At 43.3% G+C, this 25,118-nt stretch carries 18 protein-coding genes; 12 read left to right on the forward strand and 6 right to left on the reverse strand.

What is annotated here, in order from left to right:
* The first annotated feature begins 10 nt into the window (after positions 1-10).
* Entirely contained in the window at positions 11-2,737 is a 2,727-nt protein-coding gene (locus HY58_RS18855) for a M1 family metallopeptidase (protein ID WP_156123646.1), read from the forward strand.
* A gap of 1 nt (position 2,738) precedes the next feature.
* A complete protein-coding gene (locus HY58_RS09785; protein WP_156123647.1) occupies positions 2,739-3,677 on the forward strand; it encodes a GNAT family N-acetyltransferase in 939 nt (312 codons plus the stop codon).
* On the opposite strand, the gene HY58_RS09790 is transcribed toward HY58_RS09785, so the two are convergent.
* Positions 3,672-4,352, reverse strand: a complete 681-nt coding sequence (locus HY58_RS09790) for a 2-C-methyl-D-erythritol 4-phosphate cytidylyltransferase (RefSeq protein ID WP_039131283.1) — start codon at positions 4,350-4,352, stop codon at positions 3,672-3,674. The genes HY58_RS09785 and HY58_RS09790 overlap by 6 nt on opposite strands.
* A 33-nt stretch (positions 4,353-4,385) precedes the next feature.
* Here HY58_RS09790 and HY58_RS09795 point away from each other — a divergent pair, with 33 nt between their 5' ends.
* The gene (locus HY58_RS09795; RefSeq protein ID WP_039131285.1) at positions 4,386-4,958 is read left to right on the forward strand and encodes a DUF4230 domain-containing protein; all 573 of its coding nucleotides are present in this window, start codon (positions 4,386-4,388) and stop codon (positions 4,956-4,958) included.
* A complete protein-coding gene (locus tag HY58_RS09800; protein ID WP_039131287.1) occupies positions 4,955-5,584 on the forward strand; it encodes a DUF4230 domain-containing protein in 630 nt (209 codons plus the stop codon). Before HY58_RS09795 ends, HY58_RS09800 begins: the two co-directional genes overlap by 4 nt.
* A gap of 4 nt (positions 5,585-5,588) precedes the next feature.
* Here the strand turns inward: HY58_RS09800 and HY58_RS09805 are convergent, their stop codons facing one another.
* The 5 genes from HY58_RS09805 to HY58_RS09825 all read right to left on the reverse strand — a co-directional run bounded on the left by HY58_RS09805 (position 5,589) and on the right by HY58_RS09825 (position 14,891).
* Positions 5,589-6,578, reverse strand: a complete 990-nt coding sequence (locus HY58_RS09805) for a bifunctional heptose 7-phosphate kinase/heptose 1-phosphate adenyltransferase (RefSeq protein WP_039131290.1) — start codon at positions 6,576-6,578, stop codon at positions 5,589-5,591.
* Complete coding sequence (locus HY58_RS09810) at positions 6,578-8,041, reverse strand: APC family permease (RefSeq protein ID WP_039131292.1); 1,464 nt, start codon at positions 8,039-8,041, stop codon at positions 6,578-6,580. Before HY58_RS09810 ends, HY58_RS09805 begins: the two co-directional genes overlap by 1 nt.
* A gap of 56 nt (positions 8,042-8,097) precedes the next feature.
* Complete coding sequence (locus HY58_RS09815) at positions 8,098-8,688, reverse strand: OmpH family outer membrane protein (protein ID WP_039131295.1); 591 nt, start codon at positions 8,686-8,688, stop codon at positions 8,098-8,100.
* Between the two features lie 157 nt (positions 8,689-8,845).
* Positions 8,846-13,135, reverse strand: a complete 4,290-nt coding sequence (gene rpoC, locus HY58_RS09820) for a DNA-directed RNA polymerase subunit beta' (RefSeq protein ID WP_039131298.1) — start codon at positions 13,133-13,135, stop codon at positions 8,846-8,848.
* A gap of 199 nt (positions 13,136-13,334) precedes the next feature.
* Positions 13,335-14,891 (reverse strand): hypothetical protein, encoded by a 1,557-nt coding sequence (locus tag HY58_RS09825; RefSeq protein WP_039131973.1) that lies wholly within the window; start codon positions 14,889-14,891, stop codon positions 13,335-13,337.
* A 205-nt stretch (positions 14,892-15,096) separates the two neighbouring features.
* Between HY58_RS09825 and HY58_RS09830 the strand changes: the two genes are divergently transcribed.
* The 8 genes from HY58_RS09830 to ilvA all read left to right on the forward strand — a co-directional run bounded on the left by HY58_RS09830 (position 15,097) and on the right by ilvA (position 25,082).
* Positions 15,097-16,257 (forward strand): 2-isopropylmalate synthase, encoded by a 1,161-nt coding sequence (locus HY58_RS09830; RefSeq protein WP_082022146.1) that lies wholly within the window; start codon positions 15,097-15,099, stop codon positions 16,255-16,257.
* 1 nt (position 16,258) lies between these two features.
* The gene (gene leuB, locus HY58_RS09835) at positions 16,259-17,374 is read left to right on the forward strand and encodes a 3-isopropylmalate dehydrogenase (RefSeq protein WP_039131301.1); all 1,116 of its coding nucleotides are present in this window, start codon (positions 16,259-16,261) and stop codon (positions 17,372-17,374) included.
* Positions 17,375-17,628: 254 nt separating this feature from the next.
* Positions 17,629-18,525, forward strand: coding sequence for a branched-chain amino acid transaminase (locus HY58_RS09840; protein WP_039131978.1), 897 nt, complete (start codon positions 17,629-17,631; stop codon positions 18,523-18,525).
* A 26-nt stretch (positions 18,526-18,551) separates the two neighbouring features.
* The gene (gene ilvD / locus HY58_RS09845) at positions 18,552-20,231 is read left to right on the forward strand and encodes a dihydroxy-acid dehydratase (RefSeq protein WP_039131304.1); all 1,680 of its coding nucleotides are present in this window, start codon (positions 18,552-18,554) and stop codon (positions 20,229-20,231) included.
* Positions 20,179-21,918: a biosynthetic-type acetolactate synthase large subunit gene (gene ilvB, locus HY58_RS09850; RefSeq protein ID WP_039131979.1), complete on the forward strand. Its 1,740-nt coding sequence runs from the start codon at positions 20,179-20,181 to the stop codon at positions 21,916-21,918. The genes ilvD and ilvB overlap by 53 nt, the downstream gene beginning before the upstream one ends.
* Positions 21,919-21,960: 42 nt before the next feature.
* A complete protein-coding gene (ilvN, locus tag HY58_RS09855) occupies positions 21,961-22,551 on the forward strand; it encodes an acetolactate synthase small subunit (protein ID WP_039131306.1) in 591 nt (196 codons plus the stop codon).
* A 95-nt stretch (positions 22,552-22,646) separates the two neighbouring features.
* Positions 22,647-23,738, forward strand: a complete 1,092-nt coding sequence (gene ilvC, locus HY58_RS09860; RefSeq protein ID WP_039131310.1) for a ketol-acid reductoisomerase — start codon at positions 22,647-22,649, stop codon at positions 23,736-23,738.
* Positions 23,739-23,831: 93 nt separating this feature from the next.
* Positions 23,832-25,082: a threonine ammonia-lyase gene (ilvA, locus tag HY58_RS09865; protein WP_039131313.1), complete on the forward strand. Its 1,251-nt coding sequence runs from the start codon at positions 23,832-23,834 to the stop codon at positions 25,080-25,082.
* Positions 25,083-25,118: the final 36 nt, after the last annotated feature.

Raw genomic sequence — 25,118 nt, forward strand, 5'->3', positions numbered from 1 at the left:
GGATTTAATCATGATGGAAAAAACTTTCTGCTGTATTCTACTAACTTTTTTATTTCATTCACCACTCCTGTCCCAAACAAATTACTGGCAGCAAAAGGTTGATCAGAAAATCAAGGTTACGCTTAATGATAAAGATCACACGTTGGATGGGTTCCAGGAGATGAATTACCAGAACAACAGTAACGATACCATTCGGTACATATGGATGCATCTCTGGCCCAATGCTTACAAGAATGACCGAACAGCTTTCAGTGAGCAATTACTCCATAACAACAGAACAGATTTCTACTTTAGTGACGAATCAGCTAAGGGTTATATAAACAGGCTTCAATTTAAAGTAGATGGTATCACTGCTGCTATGGAAGATCACCCGGAACACCAGGATATCACTAAAATAATATTACCCTTTCCGCTGGCGCCAGGTCAGCGTGTTCTTATCACAACACCTTTTCATGTAAAGCTGCCACGCATCTTTTCGAGGAGCGGAAGGAAAAAAGGTTTCTATGCAATCACACAGTGGTATCCCAAACCGGCCGTTTATGATGCAAGTGGCTGGCATCCTATGCCCTACCTTGACCAGGGTGAATTTTATAGTGAATTCGGTCATCATGATATCACAATTACTGCTCCAGAGGGATATATCATTGCAGCAACAGGAAACGCAGAAGCCTCTGAGCAAAAGAATGAACAAAGATTCATCCAGGATAATATCCATGATTTCGCCTGGTTCGCTTCACGTGATTTTAAGGTAGTTCAAGACACCATGGTTACCAATGGTGGCAAAGAAATAAAATTGTGGAGCTACTATTTACCCAGGCAGGAAAAGGAATGGAAAAAAAGCATCTCCTATATGAAAGATGCTATCCGGACACGGAGTGAATGGATCGGCGATTATCCTTACGATGTAGTTAAAGTTGTGAGTGGGTACCAGGGAGAAGGCAGCGGTGGAATGGAGTATCCCACCATCACGGTTATCAATGAAACCAGTGACAGTATGTTGCTTGATATGGTCATCGCACATGAGATCGGACATAATTGGTTTTATGGAGCCATTGCAAATAATGAGAGAACAGCGCCATGGCTTGATGAAGGATTGAATACGTATTACGATAACCGTTACAGGAAAATGAAATACGGGAAATCAAAAACCGGGGAGAATTTTATGGCGGATCGTTTCGGGGAATTCCCGGAGCGATCATTGATCAGGGCGCTTGAAAGCATTAGGAGAAGCCAGCCAATAACAACCAGCTCCGACAGTTTCAATAGTGCCAATTATGGATTGATGGCTTATTATAAAGCAGCCTGGTGGCTGGAAGAACTGGAAAAGAAAACAGGCACTCCACTTTTTGACAGTATCATCCGGACATGGTATTCGACATATAAATTCAGGCATGCAGGCGCTGCAGAATTTCAACAGCATATCATGAAAATGGCAGGCGGAGACAGTAATCATTTGTCTGCACTCAGCAGTACCGAAACATTAGAAATTAGCGGCAAAAAGACGACCAGGGTGGCATTGATATTTAATAATAAAGAAACAGATAAATTCAGGTATATAAATATTGCTCCTCTTGCGGGTTACAATCATTATGATGGAATAATGCCAGGCATAACGTTTCATAACTATCAATTTCCATTACCGCGATGGAGATTTCTGGCAGCCCCTATGTATGGAACAGGTAGTAAAACCATAACGGGGTTAGCACATCTCTCCTACAACTGGTATCCTTCCGGCTTATTGCATTCAATAAGCGTTGGATTGAATGCAGCAAGGTTCACTGGTAATAATTATGAGGAGGAAGGCGAAAAAATAAGCCTTCATTATAACAAGTTGTCACCCTTTGTGAAACTGTCCCTTAAAGAAAGATCCGCATTATCTAAGAAAGAAACATGGATACGAATGCGTTCCTTTTTCTTCAGGGAAGATGCACTTAGTTTCAATACCATAATTGACGGAACAGATACAACTTATACCACTGGTAAATTATCTGCAGGAAGAAGTCTTCAGCAACTAACAATCTATTCCGCTGATCACCGTGCATTATATCCATATGAAATGGATCTGAATATTGATGTAAATAACCAGTTTACGCGTATCGCATTTACCGGGCAATATTTCTTCAATTATGGTTCAAAGAATAAAAGATTAAGTACAAGATTCTTTGCCGGAAAATTTATTTACCATGGTGCGGCTACCACAGCCAAACAATTGGAGACAGAGAGATATCATCTTAATTTAACGGGGGCCAATGGCTACGAGGATTATACCTATTCCAATTATTTTGCGGGCCGCAATGAATACAGTGGGTGGCGGGGCCAGCAGATAATGATTCGTGATGGTGGATTTAAAATGCGAACGGATCTGTTAAGCAGCAAGATCGGAAAAACAGATGATTGGCTTGCTGCTATTAATCTGAATGCGGATATTCCTGATAGTTATAATCCCCTGTCTCTGTTGCCAGTGAAGATACCATTGAAAATATTTGCTGATATTGGCAGTTATGCAGAAGCCTGGAATGAAGAAAATGAATATGGCAGGATATTGTTTGATGCAGGATTACAGGTGAGCCTGTTTTCGGATATAGTGAATATCTATTTACCTTTTATCATGAGTAAACCATTCCGGAATTATAACCAATCGATACTGGGAGATAAGAAGTTCGGCAAATCAATATCATTCAGTATTGATATCCAGAAGGTGAGTGGTAGAAAAATGCTTGCAAAACTGGGATTATAATATGGCTGAAGCAGGCAACATAAAACTTGTTAAGCGCAAACAGCTGGATACAGTTAAATGGGAGCAATGCATATCATTTGCATCCAATGGTCTTATTTATGCAAGGCATTATTACCTTGATATTATGTGTAACCGATGGGATGCATTGGTTATGGGCGATTATGAAGCGGTGATGCCGTTGCCCTGGAAATCAAAGATGGGCATACGGTATATGTATCAACCACCTTTTGTTCAGCAGGCTGGTGTGTTTTACCTGAAAGAAGATAAAGATGTTGTTGGAGCTTTTCTGCTTAGGGCAAAGGAACTGTTTCCGTTTGGTGAGATCAACCTGAATTTTAGAAACAATATTCCGAATGCGTCTTCCCGCAACAATTTTATTCTTGATCTTCATAAGCCGTATGAGCACTTGCGAATAAATTATCGGAACGATCTATTAAGAAACCTGGGTCACCAGGAAACTGATGATCTGAAATATACAATTCCGGAGAATTATCACAGTATTGCTATTATGTACCAGCAATTATATGCAGGCAGAATGTCATATGGAAAGCAGGCTTATGAAGATCTTCACAGGTTATGCAGTAAACTGGCAGAAAGCGGTCAACTTATTGCAAGGATAGCTACATTGAATGGAAACATGGTTGCGGGTTGTATTTGTTTCAGGGATGAAAAACGCATTTACCTTATTGCATCGGCAACTCCGGAAGAAGGCAGAAAACTGTCGGCCAACCATTTCCTGATTGACGCTATCATAAAGGAATTTGCAGATACTGATCTTATACTTGATTTTGAAGGTTCGGATCTGCCCGGAGTGGCGCATTTCTACCAGAATTTCGGGGCAATGAACCAGCCCTATTATTTCACCGGATGGAACCGGCTTACCTGGCCATTAAGTATGCTCAAACCATCTTATGACCAATTTGCGGTTACTGATCTATAAACCCATCTCCCTTTCTTCCAGTACTTTTTCTGCGATCAGCAGATCGAGGGGCCGGGTGATCTTTATATTGGTGCTTTCGCCTTCAATCAGGTTTATCTTCACGCCCAAACGCTCCACCACGCTCGCTTCGTCAGTAAAGGATTCATGAAAATCCTGCTCAAAAGCATTGATGATAATGTCTGAGAAGAAAGTTTGCGGTGTCTGTATGATCCTTACTTTATTGCGGTCGATCTGTTCGTTGCCGTTAACGGTATCAATCCTGATAGTATCAACAGCGGTTGTTGCAGGTATGGCATTGCCTTTGTCAACAGCCGCATCATAACAGCGTCTTATCAATTGGGGGGTTAGTAAACATCTGACACCGTCGTGAACAAAAACTATGGAATGTTTTTTAATATGCTGAAGACCGTTTCGCACAGAATGAAAACGTGTTTCACCCCCAACAGTCATCCATATCCTGTCAGGATCATAGGTTGATCTTAGTATATCCTGCCCGGTTTGAATGTGCTGTTCGGGCAATACCAGTATTATCTGCATATCCGCAAACGAATCCAGGAAAGCATTGAGGGTATACCAGAGAAGAGGTTTATCCCGAACAAGGAGGAATTGTTTGGGTATAGTTGTACCCATCCGCAATCCGGAGCCACCAGCAACAACAACTGCATATTTTTCCATACACTCAAAATACGAAATCCGTAATTTGCAAATATGGGTAAAATTAGGCACTATGTGCTTCCCGTTTTCCTTTTGCTGATGCTTGCATGTTCTCCGAAACAGGACCCGCTTGAAAAAGTTTTATCGATCCGGGAAATGGGAGAACTCGCCACCACAGAATTTACGGTTACACGCATCGTTAAAGCCAGTGATGATAAAACCTGGTATAAGATCGGTGAAAGAAAAATACTCATGAGTGTTGAAGCCAGCGTAAAAGCGGGTATTGATCTCCGGTCTGTTGATGCTGATAATATTACCATCAATGGAAAATCCATTCGTATATTATTGCCACCACCCAAGCTGATATCATTAAAACTGCCTCCGGAAAAAATAAAGGTGGAATACCAGGAAGTGGGATTGCTGCGACAGGATTTCACCAATGCTGAACGCGATGCATTACTTGCCCAGGCGGAAGCGCAGATAAGCCGCGATATTGAAGCAACAGGAATTTTCCAGACAACGGAGAATAATACCCGATTTGTGTTGACAAGATTTCTACAACAATTGGGTTATGAAAATATTGATATCAGTTTCAATCACTCCTTCTTAAATCAGGAAAACCGATGAACAGGCTGCTCTTTAAAATAATTATCTACGCAGCTATCCTCACCGGAGTGTATTTTATTGCTGTAAGGGCTCAATGGATCCCTTCCATAAAAGAGTTATTCCGGCCTTCCCCAATTGTGATAGATGAATCACCCCTGTTACTAAAAGAAATAAAACAGATCAATGAACTGGTAAGCATAACCGCTTTTGATGAAGTAGTAATAAGTTCTGTGAAACCGGCGCCATTAGGAAGTTTGAGGCAACTGATCCGCATTAGTTCGCCGCTGGGAGCATTGTCAATGCAAAGAATAGTATTGATCGTTAAGGGGAAAATTATTGCGGGTACCGATCTGTCTAAATTAACGGATGGCAAGGTGTTTATACAGGAAGATTCTGTATCCATTACCTTACCCGGATCTGTTTACCTTGATATAATTGTAAATCCCTCCACCACGGAAACTTTCCTTGAAGAGGGTGTGTGGACCCAAGCAGAAGTTAACGCCCTGAAACAAAAAGCGATTGATAAATTAAGGGATCGTGCCGACCAGCAGGAATTATTAAAGAAGGCCGATGCGCAATCACTCAGGGTGATGCATGATTTTCTATGGGCCCTCGGATATCGCCGCATCAGGGTGGTAACAGAATAAAGGTTTATTTATTAATGAGAAGCTTACATTCAGCAAGGAGCTTTTCCTTGTTAATGGCGGCAGTTCCAACTTCTTCACAAACAAGTCCACCTGCTATATTGGCAACTTCAGAGAACAGTCCGATATCTCCGGTAAGCGCATAAACAAGGGATGCAACAGCAATAACCGTATCGCCTGCACCAGACACATCCGCGATATTTCTACGGTGTGAAGGTATGATGGCCGCATTGCCATTAGTCTGGTAGAAGACGCCCTCTTCAGACAGGGTGATAAATGATATCCGATGTTCAAGCACTTCCTGCAATCTTGTATGCACCTGCTTCATAGACTCCAGGCTGAGTTTTTCTAGCGAAAGATTCAATCCCTCTTTTACTTCTTTTAGGTTAGGCTTGAAAATATCGACTCCCTTATAAGCGAAGAAATTCTTTTTCTTGGGGTCAACCGTTGTGATAACGCCATGTTGACGGCATAGATGAATGATCCTGGTAATAAGGCTCTCCGTTAAAACACCTTTGTTATAGTCTTCAAAGATCATCACAGCAGGTTTTTCACTGGTGATGTAATCGCTAACGCGGTCAAATATCGCGGATTCAACCTCGAGGTCAATGTCGGCGATGGTCTCACTGTCGAGCCGCATCATTTGCTGATTTCGGCTAATGATCCGGATCTTGTTAGTTGTTTTGCGGGTATGGCTGAAGATAATATAAGATGTATCAATGCCCTGGTCGGTAAGAAGTTTATCCAGCACCTGGCCATCTTCATCTTCGCCTAGAACCGAGAAGATATTCACTTTGGCCCCCAGTGATACAAGGTTCAATGCTACGTTGCCGGCACCGCCAATTCTTAATTCGCGTTCATCAAGTGCAACTATTGGCACGGGAGCTTCGGGAGAGATGCGTTCCACCTTTCCCCACCAGTAGGTATCGAGCATCACATCGCCAATGACACCTACCTTTATATCTGAAAAGCTCTCAAATAGTTTATTGAAATCCATTAAATCGATTTGTCAATATGTTTTTTTCCGGCTACTGCCATATAATACACAGGTATGCCTATCAGGACAATCACCAGTCCAAAAGAGGCAAATTTAGGCTTAAAGAATAATAATGCGATACACATGGCGGTTGCCAGAAATATATAGATAGCCGGCAGAATCGGGTAACCGAATGCCTTATATGGACGTGGGATATCAGGTCTCATTTTTCGAAGTCTGAAAATGCCTGCTATAGTGAGGATATAAAATATAAGAACAACGAATACAACATAATCAAGCAGGTCGCCATATTTACCACTGAGGCAGAGAATACAGGCCCACAAACATTGAATCCAGAGGCCCCGCTCCGGCACACCGTTTCTATTCAGGTTTGCAGCCCTACGGAAGAACAGGCCATCTTTGGCCATTGTATAATAAACTCTTGCGCCTGAAAGAATGAGTCCGTTATTACATCCAAAAGTTGATACCATTATCATGATGGCGATCACGATGGTGCCGGCTTCGCCAAATATATTCTGCGAGGCAGCTACTGCCACCCGATCGTTCTCTGCAAATGCGATCTCATTCAATGGAAGAACAGCAGTATACATGAGATTAGCACTCACATAAATTATGGTTACTATCAAAGTACCCAGGAACAGGCTTAAGCCAATATTTCTTTCAGGTCTTTTGATTTCACCTGCAATGAAGGTCACATTGTTCCAGGCATCACTGCTGAATATTGAACCTACCATGGCGGCTGCCAGGGCACCAATTATCGCAAATAAAGTGGGGTATGCTGTTTTTTGGATGGTCTCCCCTACAAACACGAGGTCATCTCCTCCCTGGGTTCTTTCGAGTTTACCAAAGCTCCAGGCGTCGGCCCAGTTTGCATCCCAGATGCCAGCTTTAGCGCCAAGGAGAAAACCAAAAACGATGAGTCCGAACAGAGCCAGTAACTTGGCCAATGTAAAAGTAGTCTGAATCAGCTTACCTTCTTTAACACCACGGGTATTGATATAGGTTAGTAACACAACCAGTATGATGGAGACCAGCTGGGCCGCGGATATCTGGATATAATTCAGGTCGAGTACAATATTCTTTTCACTTAAACTGGGAAATATATAGGCAGCAAATTTCGAAAAGGCCACCCCCACTGCGGCGATGGTACCTGTTTGAATAACGGCAAAAAAACTCCAGCCATAAAGAAAGCCGATGAGGGGATTATATGCTTCTTTGAGATACACGTACTGGCCTCCTGCCTTGGGGTACATGGCGCTTAATTCACCATAGCTGAGGGCCGCTGTGAGGGTCATAAATCCTGTGAGTAACCATACAAAGATCAGCCAGCCTGCGCTGCCTACATTGCGGGTAATATCGGAGGCAACAATAAAGATCCCGGATCCGATCATAGAACCAGCCACCACCATGGTAGCATCCAATAATCCCAATGTCGGTTTAAAATTAGTAGCCGATTGACTCATATAAAGCGGTTAGGGCCGGAAGATAGTTAAAAGAGCGATCTCTCCATCCCTCCAAATCATTTCTTCTTATACGCTTCATTCAGCCCCTGGATAAGCTGGTCGGTAATATTGTAAATAGTGTCTTTGTAGAACATGAGTTCAGGCTCATAAGAAATGATATAGGAATATCCCTTCGTTTTATTGAACTCTCTGAGGTAATCCTCGATCTTATTTTTGATGTTCTTTTTATAGTCCATCTTCAAAGTTTCCAGTTGTTGCTCCAGCGTAAGGCGACGTTGCTGGTAATTCTGCTGCATCTGCGCATACTCCCGTTGAACTGCATCTGCTTCTGACTGGCTCATGCTGGAACCTTTCTGCTGCCATTCGCTGATTTTTTTCTGGTAGCTGCGTTCAAGAGAAGCAAGTTCCTTATTCATAGATTCTTCTTTCACCTTTAACTGCGCAAGGGCATCTTTGAAGAATTCATATTTCCCCTGTAAAGAATCAATATCGAAGTAGGCAATACTAAACTCCGGTTTTTCTTCAGGCTTTACGCCTTCCTTACCTGTAACCACAGCGGGTTTACTGTTTCCGGAAAAATGTTTAATAAGAAGAAATCCACTAATCAGGGTCGCGATCACACTCAGAACTAAAGAAAGTTGCTTCATGAAATTTAGTTTGATAGGGGCAAATTAAGTGGTTTAATCAGAATGAAGTAAAAGCCACCTTAATTCTTGAGAAATTTAACTAAAAGAAAGGTGTCTGACATTTGCCAGACACCTGAAAATATTGGCGCCTGGCATTTTGCCAGGCACCTGTTAAAAATTATTCTTCTTCGTCGAAATTCATGGCTTCGCGGGTAGTTTGTAACAATTCATATTCTTCCTTGCTACCAACGATCATGTTTTCAAAATCACGCAGACCAGTACCTGCCGGAATCTGGTGACCGGTGATCACGTTCTCCTTCAATCCCATCATATCATCGGTCTTACCGTTGATAGCCGCGGTACTAAGTACCTTGGTTGTTTCCTGGAATGAGGCGGCAGAGATCCAGCTTTGTACACCCAGTGATGCCTTGGTGATACCAAGCAACAACGGATGAGAAGTAGCTGATTGTGCATCGCGGTACTCTACGAGTTTTTTATCGGCCCTGCGGAGGATAGAATTCTCTTCACGCAAGTCACGAAGGTTCACGATTTGTCCGGCACGCATCCTGCTGCTATCGCCAGGCTCTGTAACAACTTTCTTGTCATAGATCCAGTCGTTCTCTTCGATGAAATCAAACTTATCAACGGTATCATCTTCCAGGAATTTGGTATCTCCCGGATCAACGATAGAAACCTTCTTCATCATCTGGCGTACAATAACCTCGATGTGTTTATCATTGATACGTACACCCTGCAAACGGTATACTTCCTGGATCTCATTCACCACGTACTCCTGTACAGCAAACGGACCTTTGATATTAAGGATATCACTTGGGGCGATCTGACCATCAGATAATGCAACTCCAGCTTTTACGAAGTCACCATCCTGGGCGAGGATCTGGCGTGTAAGCGGAACAAGGTATTTCTTGGTAACGCCATCACGTGCTTCCACAATGATTTCGCGGTTACCACGCTTAATTGCTCCAAATGCAACCACACCATCAATTTCAGAAACGATGGCCGGGTTACCCGGGTTACGCGCTTCAAAGAGTTCTGTTACCCTTGGAAGACCACCGGTGATATCACGGAGTTTTCCGAGTACACGTGGGATCTTCACCACCACTTGTCCGGCCTTCACTGTTTCACCTTCTTCCATGATCACATGTGATCCAACCGGAAGGTTATATTGTTTTACCTCTTTTCCTTCAACAAGAATGGAAGGAATTTTGGTTTTGTCTTTTGATTCAATTACCACTTTCTCGCGGTGACCAGTTTGTTCGTCTGCCTCTTCACGGTAAGTGAATCCTTCAAGTACATGTTCAAATTTGATAGTACCCGGAATTTCCGCGATGATAACGTTGTTATAAGGATCCCATGTACAGATCACATCACCCTTCTTCACTTTCTGACCATCTTTAACGGTGAGTGTTGCACCATATGGAATGTTAACTACGTTCAGCAGTCGGTCATTCTCTACATCCATGTTCCTGATTTCACCGGTACGACCGATAACAACCTGAACTTTTTCACCTTCCTGGTTTTCGGTAGTAACAGTACGCAATCCGTCGAACTGCATTGTACCATCAAATTTGGCGAGGAGTGAAGATTCTACTGAAGCAGATCCGGCCACACCACCCACGTGGAATGTACGAAGGGTAAGCTGTGTACCTGGTTCACCGATCGACTGTGCGGCAATGATACCAACGGCATCACCATTCTGTGCAGTATAACCTGTTGCCAGGTTCTTACCATAACATTTTACACAAACACCACGCTTACTTTCACAGGTAAGTACTGAGCGTATTTCAACTGTTTCAATACCTGATTCTTCAATACGCAATGCAGTACTTGCACTGATCTCTTCTCCTGCTGTAACGATCAGTTCATCATTAAGAGGATCATATATATTATGCAGAGAATTTCTTCCTTCAATCCTGTCTTTCAGTGGCTCAATGATATCTTCATTGTCCTTAAGGGCAGTTGTTGCGATACCACGAAGTGTTCCGCAATCTTCTTCTGTGATCACTACATCCTGTGCCACATCCACCAGACGACGGGTAAGGTAACCGGCATCCGCTGTTTTAAGGGCGGTATCGGCAAGACCTTTACGGGCACCGTGGGTAGAGATGAAGTAGTCAAGTACGTTCAGGCCTCCCTTAAAGTTGGAGAGGATCGGGTTCTCAATGATCTCTGATCCTGTAGAACCACTTTTACGTGGTTTGGCCATGAGTCCGCGGATACCAGCGAGCTGCTTTACCTGCTGCTTGCTACCACGTGCTCCTGAATCAAGCATCATGAATACAGAGTTAAAGCCCTGCTTATCATTCTGCATTTCACGTATAAGGGTTTCCGTGATACGTGTATCTACCCGGCTCCAAATGTCAACGATCTGGTTGTAACGTTCGTTGTTGGTGATAAGACCCATATTGTAGTTATCCCAAACCTCATCAACTTCCGTTTTGGCCATATCAAGCAACTTGCCCTTGATCTCCGGAATGATAAGATCCTGCGGATTAAATGACAAACCTCCACGGAAGGCCATCCTGAATCCGAGCGTTTTGATATCATCCAGGAACTTAGCAGTCTTGGGAACGTTTGTAATATTGATGATGTCACCAATGATATCTCTCAGGCTCTTTTTAGTAAGAAGGGCATTAATGAATCCAACTTCTGCAGGTACGTGCTGGTTGAAGAGTACGCGGCCAACAGTTGTTTCAATACGCTTCTTTTCCAGCTTGCCATTTGTGCGAACATTTGTTCTCACGTTGATTGGAGCATGTAGGTCGATCCTGTCTTCGTTGTAAGCAATAATTACTTCTTCAGGAGAATAGAAGGTCATACCCTCTCCACGTACTTTTTCCGTTTCAGTAGATTTCCTTCCCTTGGTAATATAGTAGAGTCCAAGTACCATGTCCTGAGAAGGAAGTGTAATTGGCGTACCGTTCTGCGGGTTAAGGATGTTGTGAGCTGAAAGCATCAGAAGTTGAGCTTCCAGAACTGCAGCATTGCTTAGTGGTACGTGAACGGCCATCTGGTCACCGTCAAAGTCGGCGTTGAAGGCTGTAGTAACCAGTGGGTGTAACTGAATGGCTTTACCTTCAATCAGTTTAGGCTGGAAGGCCTGGATTGAGAGACGGTGCAGTGTTGGGGCACGGTTAAGCATCACCGGGTGACCTTTCAGGATATTTTCAAGAATATCCCAGATAACGGGTTCCTTTTTATCAACCAGTTTTCGGGCGCTCTTAACTGTTTTTACTATTCCTCTTTCAATAAGCTTCCGGATAACGAATGGCTTGAACAACTCGGCCGCCATGTCTTTCGGTAATCCGCACTCATGCATTTTCAATTCAGGGCCAACCACAATTACAGAACGACCAGAATAGTCAACACGCTTACCAAGAAGGTTCTGACGGAAACGACCCTGTTTACCTTTCAGTACATCGGATAATGATTTCAGTGCGCGACCGCCTTCTGCTTTAACAGCATTTGATTTCCGGCTGTTATCGAACAATGAATCAATAGCTTCCTGCAGCATCCGCTTTTCGTTACGCAAGATCACTTCTGGTGCTTTGATTTCCAGAAGGCGCTTGAGACGGTTATTACGGATGATCACCCTGCGGTAGAGGTCATTAAGGTCAGAAGACGCAAAACGGCCACCATCAAGGGGAACAAGGGGACGAAGTTCAGGAGGAATAACAGGAATATATTGCATAACCATCCATTCCGGACGGTTTGTAATTCTGCTATTGGCATCGCGGAATGCTTCAACCACACTGAGACGTTTCAAGGCATCAGCTTTACGCTGTTGTGAAGTTTCAGTAGCAGCGGCATTACGGAGGTCATAACTTAACTGGTCTAGATCAATACGGGAAAGCAGGTCATGAACCGCTTCCGCACCCATCTTTGCTATGAATTTGTTAGGATCCTCGTCTGGCAGGTACTGGTTATCTTTTGGCAGCGTTTCCAGCATATCGAGGTATTCTTCTTCAGTAAGAAGATCACCAACATTCTGACCTTTATCAGTGCGGATACCCGGCTGGATCACCACAAATCTTTCGTAATAGACAATACTCTCGAGTTTCTTTGAACTCATTCCGAGCAGGTATCCGATCTTGTTAGGAAGACTTTTGAAATACCAGATATGCACTACAGGAACCACAAGTTTGATGTGGCCCATGCGCTCGCGGCGAACCTTCTTTTCTGTTACTTCAACACCACAACGATCACATACTATACCCTTATAACGGATGCGCTTGTATTTACCACAGGCACATTCGTAATCCTTCACAGGTCCGAAGATCCTTTCACAGAAAAGACCATCGCGCTCGGGCTTGTAGGTACGGTAGTTAATGGTTTCAGGCTTCAACACTTCACCGTAACTCTTCTCCAGGATCGAATCGGGTGATGCCAGTCCAATCGTGATTTTCGAGAAATTAGACTTGGGACGATTTTCTTTTTTGATAGCCATAGATATACTGCAGATTGTGTTTTATGGATCCTACCTCGCGGGTTTAACCGGTACTACATACAAATTCCTGCTCGTTTTCACCTCTTGAGATGCCAACGAAACAGGTTGATTACCAATACTTTATATAGAATATACCTAGCTTTCCCAACTTAAATAGTTGGCAAAGATAATAAAATACACCGATTGAAAAAAAATAGACTCAAACAATGCGCTTTTGGCGGGCAAGCAGGGCCTTTTGGCGGATAACTTCCTGTACGGGCATCCCGTTAACCTTACTTTCAAGCCAACTGATTACATCCAGGTATGAAAAGGTGCGGGTTTCACGGGGGTCATTTTCATAGGGTTTTATAATTTCCAGCAGTTTACTAAAAGCTGCCTTCTCAGAGCCGGCAGAAAGGCCGAAAGATTTCCTCAGAAAGCGGAACATTTCCTCCTCAACAACACTCAGGCTTCCCATTTTAGCCATGAAGCGGTAAACCGATTTGATCTGGTACTCCAGCAGATCAGTATTATTCAACTCATAATGTGCTATTAAATGCAGGAGCCTTGCGTAGCACTGGAGGTCGGTCCTGAGATCAACTTTCCAGTTTATGATCTTTTGCAGATAGTCGATGGCCCTTGAATTATTTCCACTACCGAAATAAAGACAGGCTATCTTATAATAGAATACCAGTACGCGGTGGCGGTCAAGCTGAAGTGAATATTCCTCCAGCTTTTCCTCCAGGTAAGGCACGAGGGAGAGACCTTCGGTAAAGGTGCCGCGAAGAAAATGCTGATTGAGCCGTCCCAACTGGAGATAAACAAAGGCCTGTATCCGGTTATTATCATTTTGCTGAACCACTTCCTCCTTTTCAAGCGCTTCAAAAAGTTCCAGCGTTTTAGCAAATCCCGGTTCGTTTTTCAAGTCGAAGTGTGCATTCAGCAGATTATGCAGGCCCTTTATATACTGCAGTGTTTCTACTTTTACCATTTCCGGGAATTTTTGAAAAAGTTCCGTCCACTTGGATGTATAGCGGTAATACATCAGGAAATCCTGCCTTATAAAGGCGTACCAGCAATAGCTCTGCGCCATATAAAGCTGCTCATAGAATCCTCTGGATTGCGGGGCTCCTGCAGGCATATGACGCTCAAAGAAGGCATCGAGTTCAGATTCATCCTTTTTATTGCGGGCATGGCCATGCCTTATATACCAATCGTAAAGCAGAAGCGACAAATTGGAACTCGCGCTGATTCCCTCCAGCCTTTTGGTGACGGCTTCCGATTCGTGTACCAAAGTTGTGGCGCGGTGCTCGCTGCTCCTGGTGATATGAAGCGCCTCGATCTTTTTCTCAAAGAAAATTGCCTGCATCAGGAAAGTGGCCTGGTTATGCTGGCGGGCAAAATCCTTAAGTTTATCGAGCATTTTCAAACTCTGCAGGTAGAGTCCTTTATTATAGAGTATCCTGGCGTAGCCCATCTGTTCATGGAGAAGGATATCAATATTCCTGTCATCTCTTATCAGGAGTAGACTTTGCAGGATGAGGCGGGTAAGATGGGCCTTAAGGTTGGAAAGCTGTTGCTTTTTTATTCCCGGCGTTTTCTTAAGTAATACCGCATCATCATATTCTCCCATTTTATCCAGGGCATCAAACAGCTCGATAACCTTGAGGTTCTCGGCAGCGGAATTACGGGTGACATATAGCTTAAAATTCCGCTTTTCCGATTTCTCGAGCGATTTCACGAGTTGAAACAAAGCATCCACTGTTCGGTTGGGCATCGTAATTGTTCTTGATAAAAATCCTTGCCTGTAGGGCATTTGGGGGCATAACAAGCCCTTTACCGACTGTAATTTACGGGGGATTTTGATTTCTTTCCACCTCCAGTCATTACTACTTTCGGTATGCGGGTTCCTGTAATTGACCAACATAGCAAGCAAAACCATGATTACAGGACCCGCATTTCTTTACTTATACCTGATTAAAATGGACAACAAGATCTTCATTTTTGATACAACACTTCGTGATGGCGAGCAGGTTCCAGGCTGCAAGCTCAATAAGAAAGAAAAGATCGAACTGGCGCTTGAATTGGAATCACTGGGTGTAGATATACTGGAAGCAGGTTTCCCTATTTCGTCACCGGGTGATTTTGAAGCAGTTCATGAGATCGCAAAACTTTTAAAGGAAACAACCGTGTGCGGGTTAAGTCGCGCAGTGCAAAAAGATATTGAAGTGGCCGCCGAAGCTCTTCGTCCGGCTGAACGCAGACGCATCCATACGGGCATAGGCACTTCAGATTATCATATCCGGTCAAAGTTCAACTCTACCCGCGAGGATATCCTTCAACGCGCAGTACAGTGTGTAAAATGGGCGCGCAATTATACTGATGATGTTGAGTTTTATGCCGAAGATGCAGGGAGGACCGACAATGAGTACCTGGCCCGTGTTGTAGAATCGGTGATTGCAGCAGGTGCAACCACTGTAAACATTCCTGATACTACAGGTTACTGTCTCCCCCACCAATATGGAGAAAAGATTGCTTACCTTATAAATAATGTACCTAATATCCACAAAGCTGTTTTAAGCTGCCATTGTCACAATGACCTGGGATTGGCCACCGCTAATTCGATCGCGGGAATCATTGCCGGAGCCCGCCAGATAGAATGCACCATCAACGGATTGGGAGAACGTGCTGGCAATACATCGCTTGAAGAGGTGGTGATGATCATAAAGCAGCACGGCCATTTGGGATTCTATACTGAAATCAATGCGATGCAGCTTAATCCTATGAGCAGGAAAGTGAGTGAAACCATGCGTATGCCTGTTCAACCAAATAAGGCGATCGTTGGTGCCAATGCATTTTCTCATTCATCAGGCATACACCAGGATGGATTTCTTAAGGACACACAAACCTATGAAATAATAGCCCCTGAAGAGGTAGGTGCCGAGAGCAGCAAGATAGTATTAACGGCAAGGAGTGGACGAAGTGCCCTGGCCTACCGTTTCCAGAAGTTGGGACACCAGTTTAACAGGAATGATATTGATATCCTTTACCCGCTTTTTCTTGATGTGGCTGATACAAAAAAAGAAGTATATGATGAAGATCTCCAAATACTGGCTGAATCCCATAAAATGGTAAGTATCTGACATGCATAAAAAAATTGTTGTCATACCTGGAGATGGAATTGGTCCCGAAGTCACCCAGCAGTCTATCCGGGTGCTGGATGCCATTGCCCAGCAGTATGGACACAAATTCACTTATAGCTTTGGCCTTATGGGTGCAGATGCCATTGACAAAACTGGCAATGCTTTACCCGACGAAACAATTGAACTTTGCCTGAACAGTGATGCTATCTTATTTGGAGCTGTTGGCCATCCAAAATATGATGCTGATCCTGCTGCCACTGTTAGGCCTGAACAGGGATTACTCAAACTGCGTAAATCATTACAACTTTTTGCCAATATCCGTCCGGTTAAGCCATTTACCGCATTAAATCATTTAAGTCCCCTTAAAGCAAAAAATCTGGAAGGTGTAGATTTTCTCATCTACCGGGAATTAACAGGTGGAATATATTTTGGAAATAAATCCTTGTCAGAAGATGGCAATACAGCCTCTGACGATTGCATATATACCAGTTCGGAAATAGAAAGGATCGCGCACCTTGCCTTTCATGCGGCGCAACAAAGAAGGAAGAAACTCACATTGGTTGACAAGGCCAATGTTCTGGAAACATCAAGACTCTGGCGGAAGGTGGTGAAACTTCTAGAAGCCGGTTATCCTGATGTTGCGGTTGACTATCTTTTTGTTGACAATGCAGCCATGCAGCTCATTATGAACCCATCACAGTTTGATGTTATCCTCACAGAAAACATGTTTGGTGATATACTGAGTGATGAAGCGAGCGTCATTACCGGATCATTGGGGCTTCTGCCATCGGCCTCCATCGGTAATGGCGGTGCTTTATTTGAACCCATCCATGGCTCCTATCCCCAGGCTGCCGGAAAAGATATTGCCAACCCGCTTGGTTCAATACTTTCAACAGCCATGATGCTTGATCATTTTGGGATGAATGCGGAAGCTTTGCGTGTTAGGGCCGCCGTTGAATGGACACTTGAAAATGGTTTTGTAACCAAAGATATTGACCCGGTCAACTTTTATTTCACATCAACAATAGGCGAATTGATCAGTGATCTGGTTCAGGATAAGATACCATCCGGATTGAATCCGGAGAATATCCAATTGAGGAAATCAACGATTATTTAAAAAAATAATCGCTTAGTTCTTTTTAAATAAGAAGACAGGACTATATTTGTATATCATTAACAGCGTCATGCAGTCAAGAAATATACATATTATCATCAACCAGATCACAGTCATTATTGTGGTGGTGATTATTCCTGTCATATCAGGAGGTGGTAATTGTATGTAGCAATCTTAAACTTGAATATACAAACGGTCCGCCTCCAAAAGGCGGACCGTTTTTTTTAACCGGAACCGCAACAATTAAAACAAAAGATATGGCAACATATTACGACAACAACACAGTTATTTACCTCAATGGGAGCTATGTAAAAACAGCAGATGCCAAAATTGATCTCTACAGTCAGACATTACATTACGGCTATGGAGTTTTTGAAGGGATACGCTCCTATCGCACAGCCAGTGGGGATACCCGGATATTCAAGCCCAAAGAACATTTCCTCCGGTTAGAAAAATCAGCTGCTGCATATAACCTGCCTTATAACTGGACGGTGGAAGAGTTGACGATTGCCACCTATAAAGTGCTGGAGGAAAATAATCTTCAGGACGCATATATCAGGCCCTTAGTGTATGCGCCTGCCAATATGAGTTTCAACCTGAATACAGAATCGTTCATAACCATCCAGGCATGGGAGATGCAGCCATTTTTAGGAGATAAATTATTGCGGGTAATGAGTTCTTCCTTCCAGCGACCTAATCCCCGTGGATTCAAAATTGAAGCGAAAGCATGTGGTCATTATGTGAACTCCATTATGGCGAGCCAGGAGGCGAAGGCAATGGGTTATGATGAGGCACTTCTTACAGACATGAATGGCTATATAGCAGAAGGTCCGGGAGCCAATATTTTCTTCGAAAAAGATGGAAAACTTTATACACCCCCTTCAGGTAACATATTGCCTGGAATCACAAGGGCCACTGTTAAGGAAATTGCTGCTGAGCTTGATATAGAAGTAATTGAAAAACTATTCACCGCAGATGAATTAAAGGCTGCAGATTCAGCATTTTTCTGTGGTACAGCAGCTGAAGTAATTGGATGGGAAAGCCTTGATGGCAGCAGGTTTTCGGGCGATTGGAACGGTTCATTATCAAGGAAGATCCAGCAGGCATATAAAGAACGTGTTACAGAAAAAATAGCAGCAGAAGCAAGTATCTAAAGAATAAACAAAAATCAACAGAAGATATGTCACTGAACAAGTATTCCAAAACCATTACACTAGACCCTACGCAACCAGCAGCACAGGCTATGTTTTATGGTATTGGCCTTACCGATGAAGACCTGCAGAAAGCACAGGTTGGTGTGGTAAGTATGGGGTATGATGGAAATACCTGTAACATGCATCTTAATGATCTGGCAAAAATCATCAAGAAGAGCGTGTGGGAAAATGATCTTGTAGGCCTGATCTTCAATACAATTGGTGTTAGTGATGGCATGAGCAATGGAACGGATGGAATGCGTTATTCATTGGTTAGCCGTGATATTATTGCAGATTCCATTGAAGCAGTTTGTGGAGCACAGTATTATGATTCGGTAATAGCTGTACCCGGATGTGATAAAAATATGCCTGGTTCCATTATTGCCATGGGAAGACTGGATCGCCCATCCATCATGGTGTATGGAGGTACTATTGCACCGGGCCATTATAAGGGTCAGGACCTCAATATTGTTTCTGCATTTGAAGCATTGGGACAAAAGATCGCAGGGCAACTGAATGAGGCCGATTTCAAAGGCATCGTTATGCATTCCTGTCCCGGTGCAGGAGCTTGTGGTGGAATGTATACCGCAAACACAATGGCTTCAGCTATTGAAGCACTGGGAATGAGCTTGCCCTATTCATCTTCAAACCCCGCACTGAGCGAAGAGAAAAAGAAAGAATGTGAGGAAGCAGGTAAGGCAATAAGGTTACTGATGGAAAAAGATATCAAGCCATCTGATATAATGACCCGGGAGGCATTTGAAAATGCCATCACAGTTATTATGGTTCTTGGCGGATCAACAAATGCGGTACTACATTTAATTGCAATGGCAAAAAGTGTTGGACTACAATTAACGCAGGATGATGTTCAGGCCATCAGTGACAAGGTTCCGGTACTTGCAGATTTTAAACCAAGTGGTAAATACCTGATGCAGGATCTGCATGAACATGGTGGTGTGCCTGCAGTAATGAAATACTTGTTAAGCAAAGGAATGCTTCATGGCGATTGCTTAACTGTGACGGGTAAAACCATTGCAGAAAACATGGAATCCATCCCTGACCTGGATTTTGAATCACAGAAAATCATTTACCCGATAGAAAGCCCACTCAAAGCAACCGGTCATCTCCAAATACTTTATGGCAACCTGGCAGAAGGCGGAAGTGTAGCCAAGATAAGTGGTAAAGAAGGTGAAAAATTTGTTGGCCCTGCCAGAGTGTTCAACGGTGAGCATGAATTAATTGCAGGCATATCCGGTGGTAGAGTTAAACCGGGCGATGTTGTGGTCATCAGATATGTTGGTCCAAAGGGAGGACCGGGGATGCCGGAAATGCTTAAACCAACATCTGCGATCATTGGGGCGGGACTTGGCAAATCGGTGGCATTGATTACAGACGGAAGATTTAGTGGTGGAACACATGGTTTTGTGGTTGGCCACATCACACCGGAAGCATATGAAGGGGGATTGATTTCCCTTGTTGAGGATGATGACATCATTGAATTGGATGCAACAAATAATACCATTAACCTGAAGGTATCTGAGGATATAATAAGTAGCCGTAAGCAGCAATGGAAGAAACCGGCATTAAATGTTAACAAAGGAATTCTATACAAATATGCAAAGCACGTTAAGTCAGCCGCAGACGGCTGCGTTACCGACGAAGACTGAGAATATCAGTGGATCACAGGCTGTACTGGAGGCCCTGATAGCAGAAGGAATTAAAACAATATTCGGGTATCCCGGAGGAGCTATCATGCCTATTTATGATGCTTTGTATGATTACCGCGATAAGTTGGATCACATTCTTGTTCGGCATGAACAAGGGGGCATTCATGCTGCTCAGGGATATGCAAGAACATCGGGGGATGTGGGTGTTGTTTTCGCCACAAGCGGGCCTGGTGCCACCAACCTGGTGACCGGACTTGCTGATGCAATGATTGACTCCACACCAATAGTTGCCATCACGGGACAGGTATTTGCTCATCTTCTGGGAACAGATGCCTTTCAGGAAACTGATGTCATCAATATTACCACCCCTGTTACCAAATGGAACTACCAGGTAACGGATGCAACAGAGATTCCATCTGTGCTGGCCAAGGCATTTTATATTGCAAGAAGCGGCAGGCCCGGACCTGTTTTGATCGATATCACCAAGAATGCACAAATTCAGAAGTTCGATTATGAAGGTTATTTGCCCTGCACACATATCAGAAGTTATCGTCCAAAGCCCTTAGTAAGAAAAGAATATGTAGAGCAGGCAGCTAAACTTATCAATGAAGCGAAAAAACCTTTTGTGATATTTGGCCAGGGTGTTATTCTGGGAAAAGCTGAAAAGGAATTTTTGAAATTTATTGAGAAGGCTGGTATTCCAACCGCCTGGACCATCCTGGGAATGAGTGCCATCCCTACCAATCATCCGCTTGCAGTAGGGATGTTAGGAATGCATGGCAATTACGGGCCCAATGTATTAACGAATGAGTGCGATGTTCTTATTGCAATTGGAATGCGATTTGATGATCGTGTAACCGGCCGCCTTGATAAATATGCAAAACAGGCAAAGGTCATTCACTTTGATATTGATCCATCCGAAATAGACAAGAATGTAAAGACTACAGTTCCTGTATGGGGTGATTGTAAAGAAACACTTCCGCTTCTTACATCACTTATTGAGCAAAAGGTGTATCCGCAGTGGTTACAACGTTTCAGGGAATTTGAAGCTGAGGAAAAAGAAACCTGTATCCATCCTGAAATGAATCCGGAAACGGCTATACTTTCTATGGGAGAAGTGATCAAAGTATTAAATACCCTCACAAATGGCGATGCTATTATAGTTACAGATGTAGGTCAACACCAGATGGTGGCCTGCCGTTACGCTCAGTACAATCAATCAAAAAGCAATGTAACATCGGGAGGCCTCGGTACAATGGGATTTGCATTACCTGCTGCTATTGGTGCAAAATATGGAGATCCGGGAAGGACGGTTGTAGCCGTGATTGGTGATGGTGGATTCCAGATGACATTACAGGAACTTGGAACGATAATGCAGTGCGGTGTTGATATTAAAATCCTGATACTCAACAATGAGTTCCTTGGAATGGTGAGGCAATGGCAGCAACTTTTTAATGACAGAAGGTATTCATTTGTTGATATACAAAGTCCGGATTTTGTAATGGTTGCAAAAGGTTATGGCATTGCCGGACAAAAAGTGAGTGAGAGAGAAAACCTCGAGCAGGCACTTCAGACAATGTTGGATCATAATGGCACTTATCTTCTTGAAGTAATGGTTGGAAAAGAAAACAATGTATTCCCCATGGTTCCGCAAGGATGCAGTGTATCAGAAATAAGACTGAAATAAAAATTACCTGGAAAAGAACAGCCATCAATTAATAACTACACAATGAGCAAACAGGAATTTACCATAACAGTTTATACGGAAAACCAGATCGGATTGCTTAACCGCATTGCCATCATGTTTTCCCGTAGAAAAATAAATGTGGAGAGTTTGAATACTTCTCCCAGTGAGGTAGAAGGAATACATCGCTTCACCATCGTTATTCATGAAATTGAAGAGGTGGTAAAAAAGCTGGTCCGACAGATCGAAAAGCAGGTAGAGGTTTTAAAAGCCTATTACAACAACAATGAGGAACTGATCTGGCAGGAAATGGCGCTTTACAAAGTGCCTACAGATGAAATTGCAGAAAAAGTTAAGGTAGAAAGGTTATTACGTGAATTCGGTGCAAGGGCGGTGGTGATCAGGAAGGATTATACTGTTTTTGAAACAACCGGGCATCGTGAAGAAACTGATAAGCTGATAAAGGTTCTTGAACCATATGGCCTGATAGAGTTTGTAAGAAGTGCAAGAGTTGCCATCATCAAAGCAAGCAGTGGATTTCATGAGAAGCTTCGGGAATTTGAACAGCATGAACCAAGCGAACAGGTGATTGAAAATGAATTTCTGGATAAGCAGGAGGAAGTATTTACCATGTAATCATTTGCAAAAAAAAATACCCAAGCAATCAACATAAACAAAACAAAAAATGACCGGGTTTAACATCCGCTTTAATTAAATACAAAACAACAATCATGGCAAAACTAAATTTCGGCGGTACAGAAGAAAATGTAGTAACTCGTGAAGAGTTCCCGCTCGCAAAAGCACAGGAAGTGCTTAAAAATGAAACTGTAGCTGTAATAGGATATGGTGTACAAGGCCCCGGGCAGGCATTGAATCAGCGTGATAATGGCATCAACGTAATAGTTGGGCAGAGAAAAAATTCTAAGACATGGGATAAGGCCATTGCTGATGGATTTGTTCCGGGCGAAACATTATTTGAAATAGAAGAAGCCCTTGAGCGTGGCACTATCATTTGTTATCTTCTCAGCGATGCAGCACAGATAGCACTTTGGCCAACAGTTAAGCAACATCTTACACCAGGAAAGGCATTATATTTCTCGCATGGTTTCGGCATTACATTCAATGAGCAAACCGGCATCATACCACCTGCTGATGTGGATGTATTTTTAGTAGCACCAAAAGGAAGCGGCACTTCACTTCGCCGTATGTTCCTCCAGGGTCGCGGGCTAAACAGTTCCTATGCAATCTTCCAGGATGCAACAGGCCGTGCCAAAGAAAGGGTGATTGCCCTGGGCATTGCAGTTGGCAGCGGTTATCTTTTTGAAACAGACTTTCGTAAAGAGGTGTATTCCGATCTCACGGGTGAGAGAGGAACATTGATGGGTGCAATCCAGGGAATTTTTGCAGCACAGTACCAGGTGCTTCGTGATAAGGGTCACAGTCCCTCCGAAGCATTCAATGAAACGGTGGAAGAGCTTACCCAGAGCCTGATGCCACTCGTTGCTGAAAACGGAATGGACTGGATGTATGCCAACTGTTCAACTACAGCACAGAGAGGTGCGCTTGACTGGTGGAAAAAATTCAGGGACGCTACCGCACCTGTATTTAAGGAACTGTATGAAAGTGTTGCAAGTGGTAAAGAAAGTCAGCGATCTATTGACTCAAATAGCCAGCCTGATTATCGCGAAAAGTTAGAAGAAGAATTGAAGGAACTCCGTGAAAGTGAAATGTGGCAGGCAGGTAAAACTGTTCGTAGCCTGCGACCAGAAAATCAGCCAGCGGCAACTGAAGTTAAGACACAAAAAACAGCGGTACCCGCCTGATAAAATTAGCAATAGGGAATATTGAGCCAGGCAGATCTGAATCTTTATTCCCTATTGCCAATTTTCTATAGAATAGAGGTAAACAGACTTTATATGTCCACCCTACAAGCACCTACTCTCGATTTTTTCAAGGCAGCCCAGCGTCTTCGGAAGGTGGTGACCCGAACTCCGTTAATGTTCAGCCCGAATCTAAGCCGCAAGTTCGGTTGCAATCTATTTTTAAAAAGAGAAGACCTTCAATTAGTACGGAGCTACAAGTTGCGGGGTGCTTATAATATGATGAGCAGCCTTCCCGAAAATCTCCTTGAAAATGGTGTGGTTTGTGCAAGTGCAGGAAATCATGCGCAGGGATTTGCTTTCAGCTGTAAGAAGCTTCAGGTTAAAGGTGTAATTTTTATGCCCATCATTACCCCCAAACAAAAGGTTTCACAAACAAAAATGTTTGGGGAAGAATGGGTTGATATAAAACTGGCAGGAGATACTTTTGACGATTGTGCAATTGCAGCAAAAGCGTTTACTGTTGCTAACCACATGACATTTATCCCTCCTTTTGATGATGATAAAATTATTGAAGGACAGGGTACTGTAGGAATTGAAATTCTTGAAGACCAACCCGAAATCGATTATGTTTTTATTCCTGTAGGTGGTGGTGGACTGGCTGCGGGTGTTGGAAGATACCTGAAAACATATAGTCCGGAAACCCAGGTGATTGGTGTTGAACCTGAAGGAGCACCTTCCATGACAGCAGCACTTCGAAATGGAAGTCCGGTTACACTGGATGAAATCGAAAGATTTATAGATGGCGCAGCCGTCAAGCGAGTGGGCGACAAGTCATTCCGGATCTGTAAAGATGTACTTAATGATATGGTACTGGTTCCTGAAGGAAAAGTGTGTTCAGTGATTCTTCAGCTCTACAATGAAGATGCTATTGTAGTGGAACCTGCTGGCGCATTATCTATCGCTGCATTAGAGCAATATTCAGATAGGATAAAGGGTAAAAATGTGGTATGTATAGTTAGCGGAAGCAACAATGATATTGACCGGATGCAGGAGATCAAAGAAAGATCTTTACAGTATGAGGGGCTAAAACATTATTTCCTGGTACGTTTTGCGCAGCGGCCGGGAACTTTAAAGGAATTTGTGAATCATGTATTGGGTCCGGATGATGATATCACCCGATTTGAGTACATGCAAAAACACAACAAAGAATCAGGTCCTGCCCTTGTAGGGGTAGAACTTAAAAATTCACAGGATTACAATGTCCTTTTGGAAAATATGCGGCAGTACAATATCAATTACACCGAACTAAATAAAGACGATAATCTTTTTGGATATTTAGTCTGATTTATACCGGATTGTTGTATATTCAGGGTCTGCTTG

Source organism: Flavihumibacter sp. ZG627 (genome assembly GCF_000814325.1).
In the GTDB taxonomy this organism is placed as follows: domain Bacteria; phylum Bacteroidota; class Bacteroidia; order Chitinophagales; family Chitinophagaceae; genus Flavihumibacter.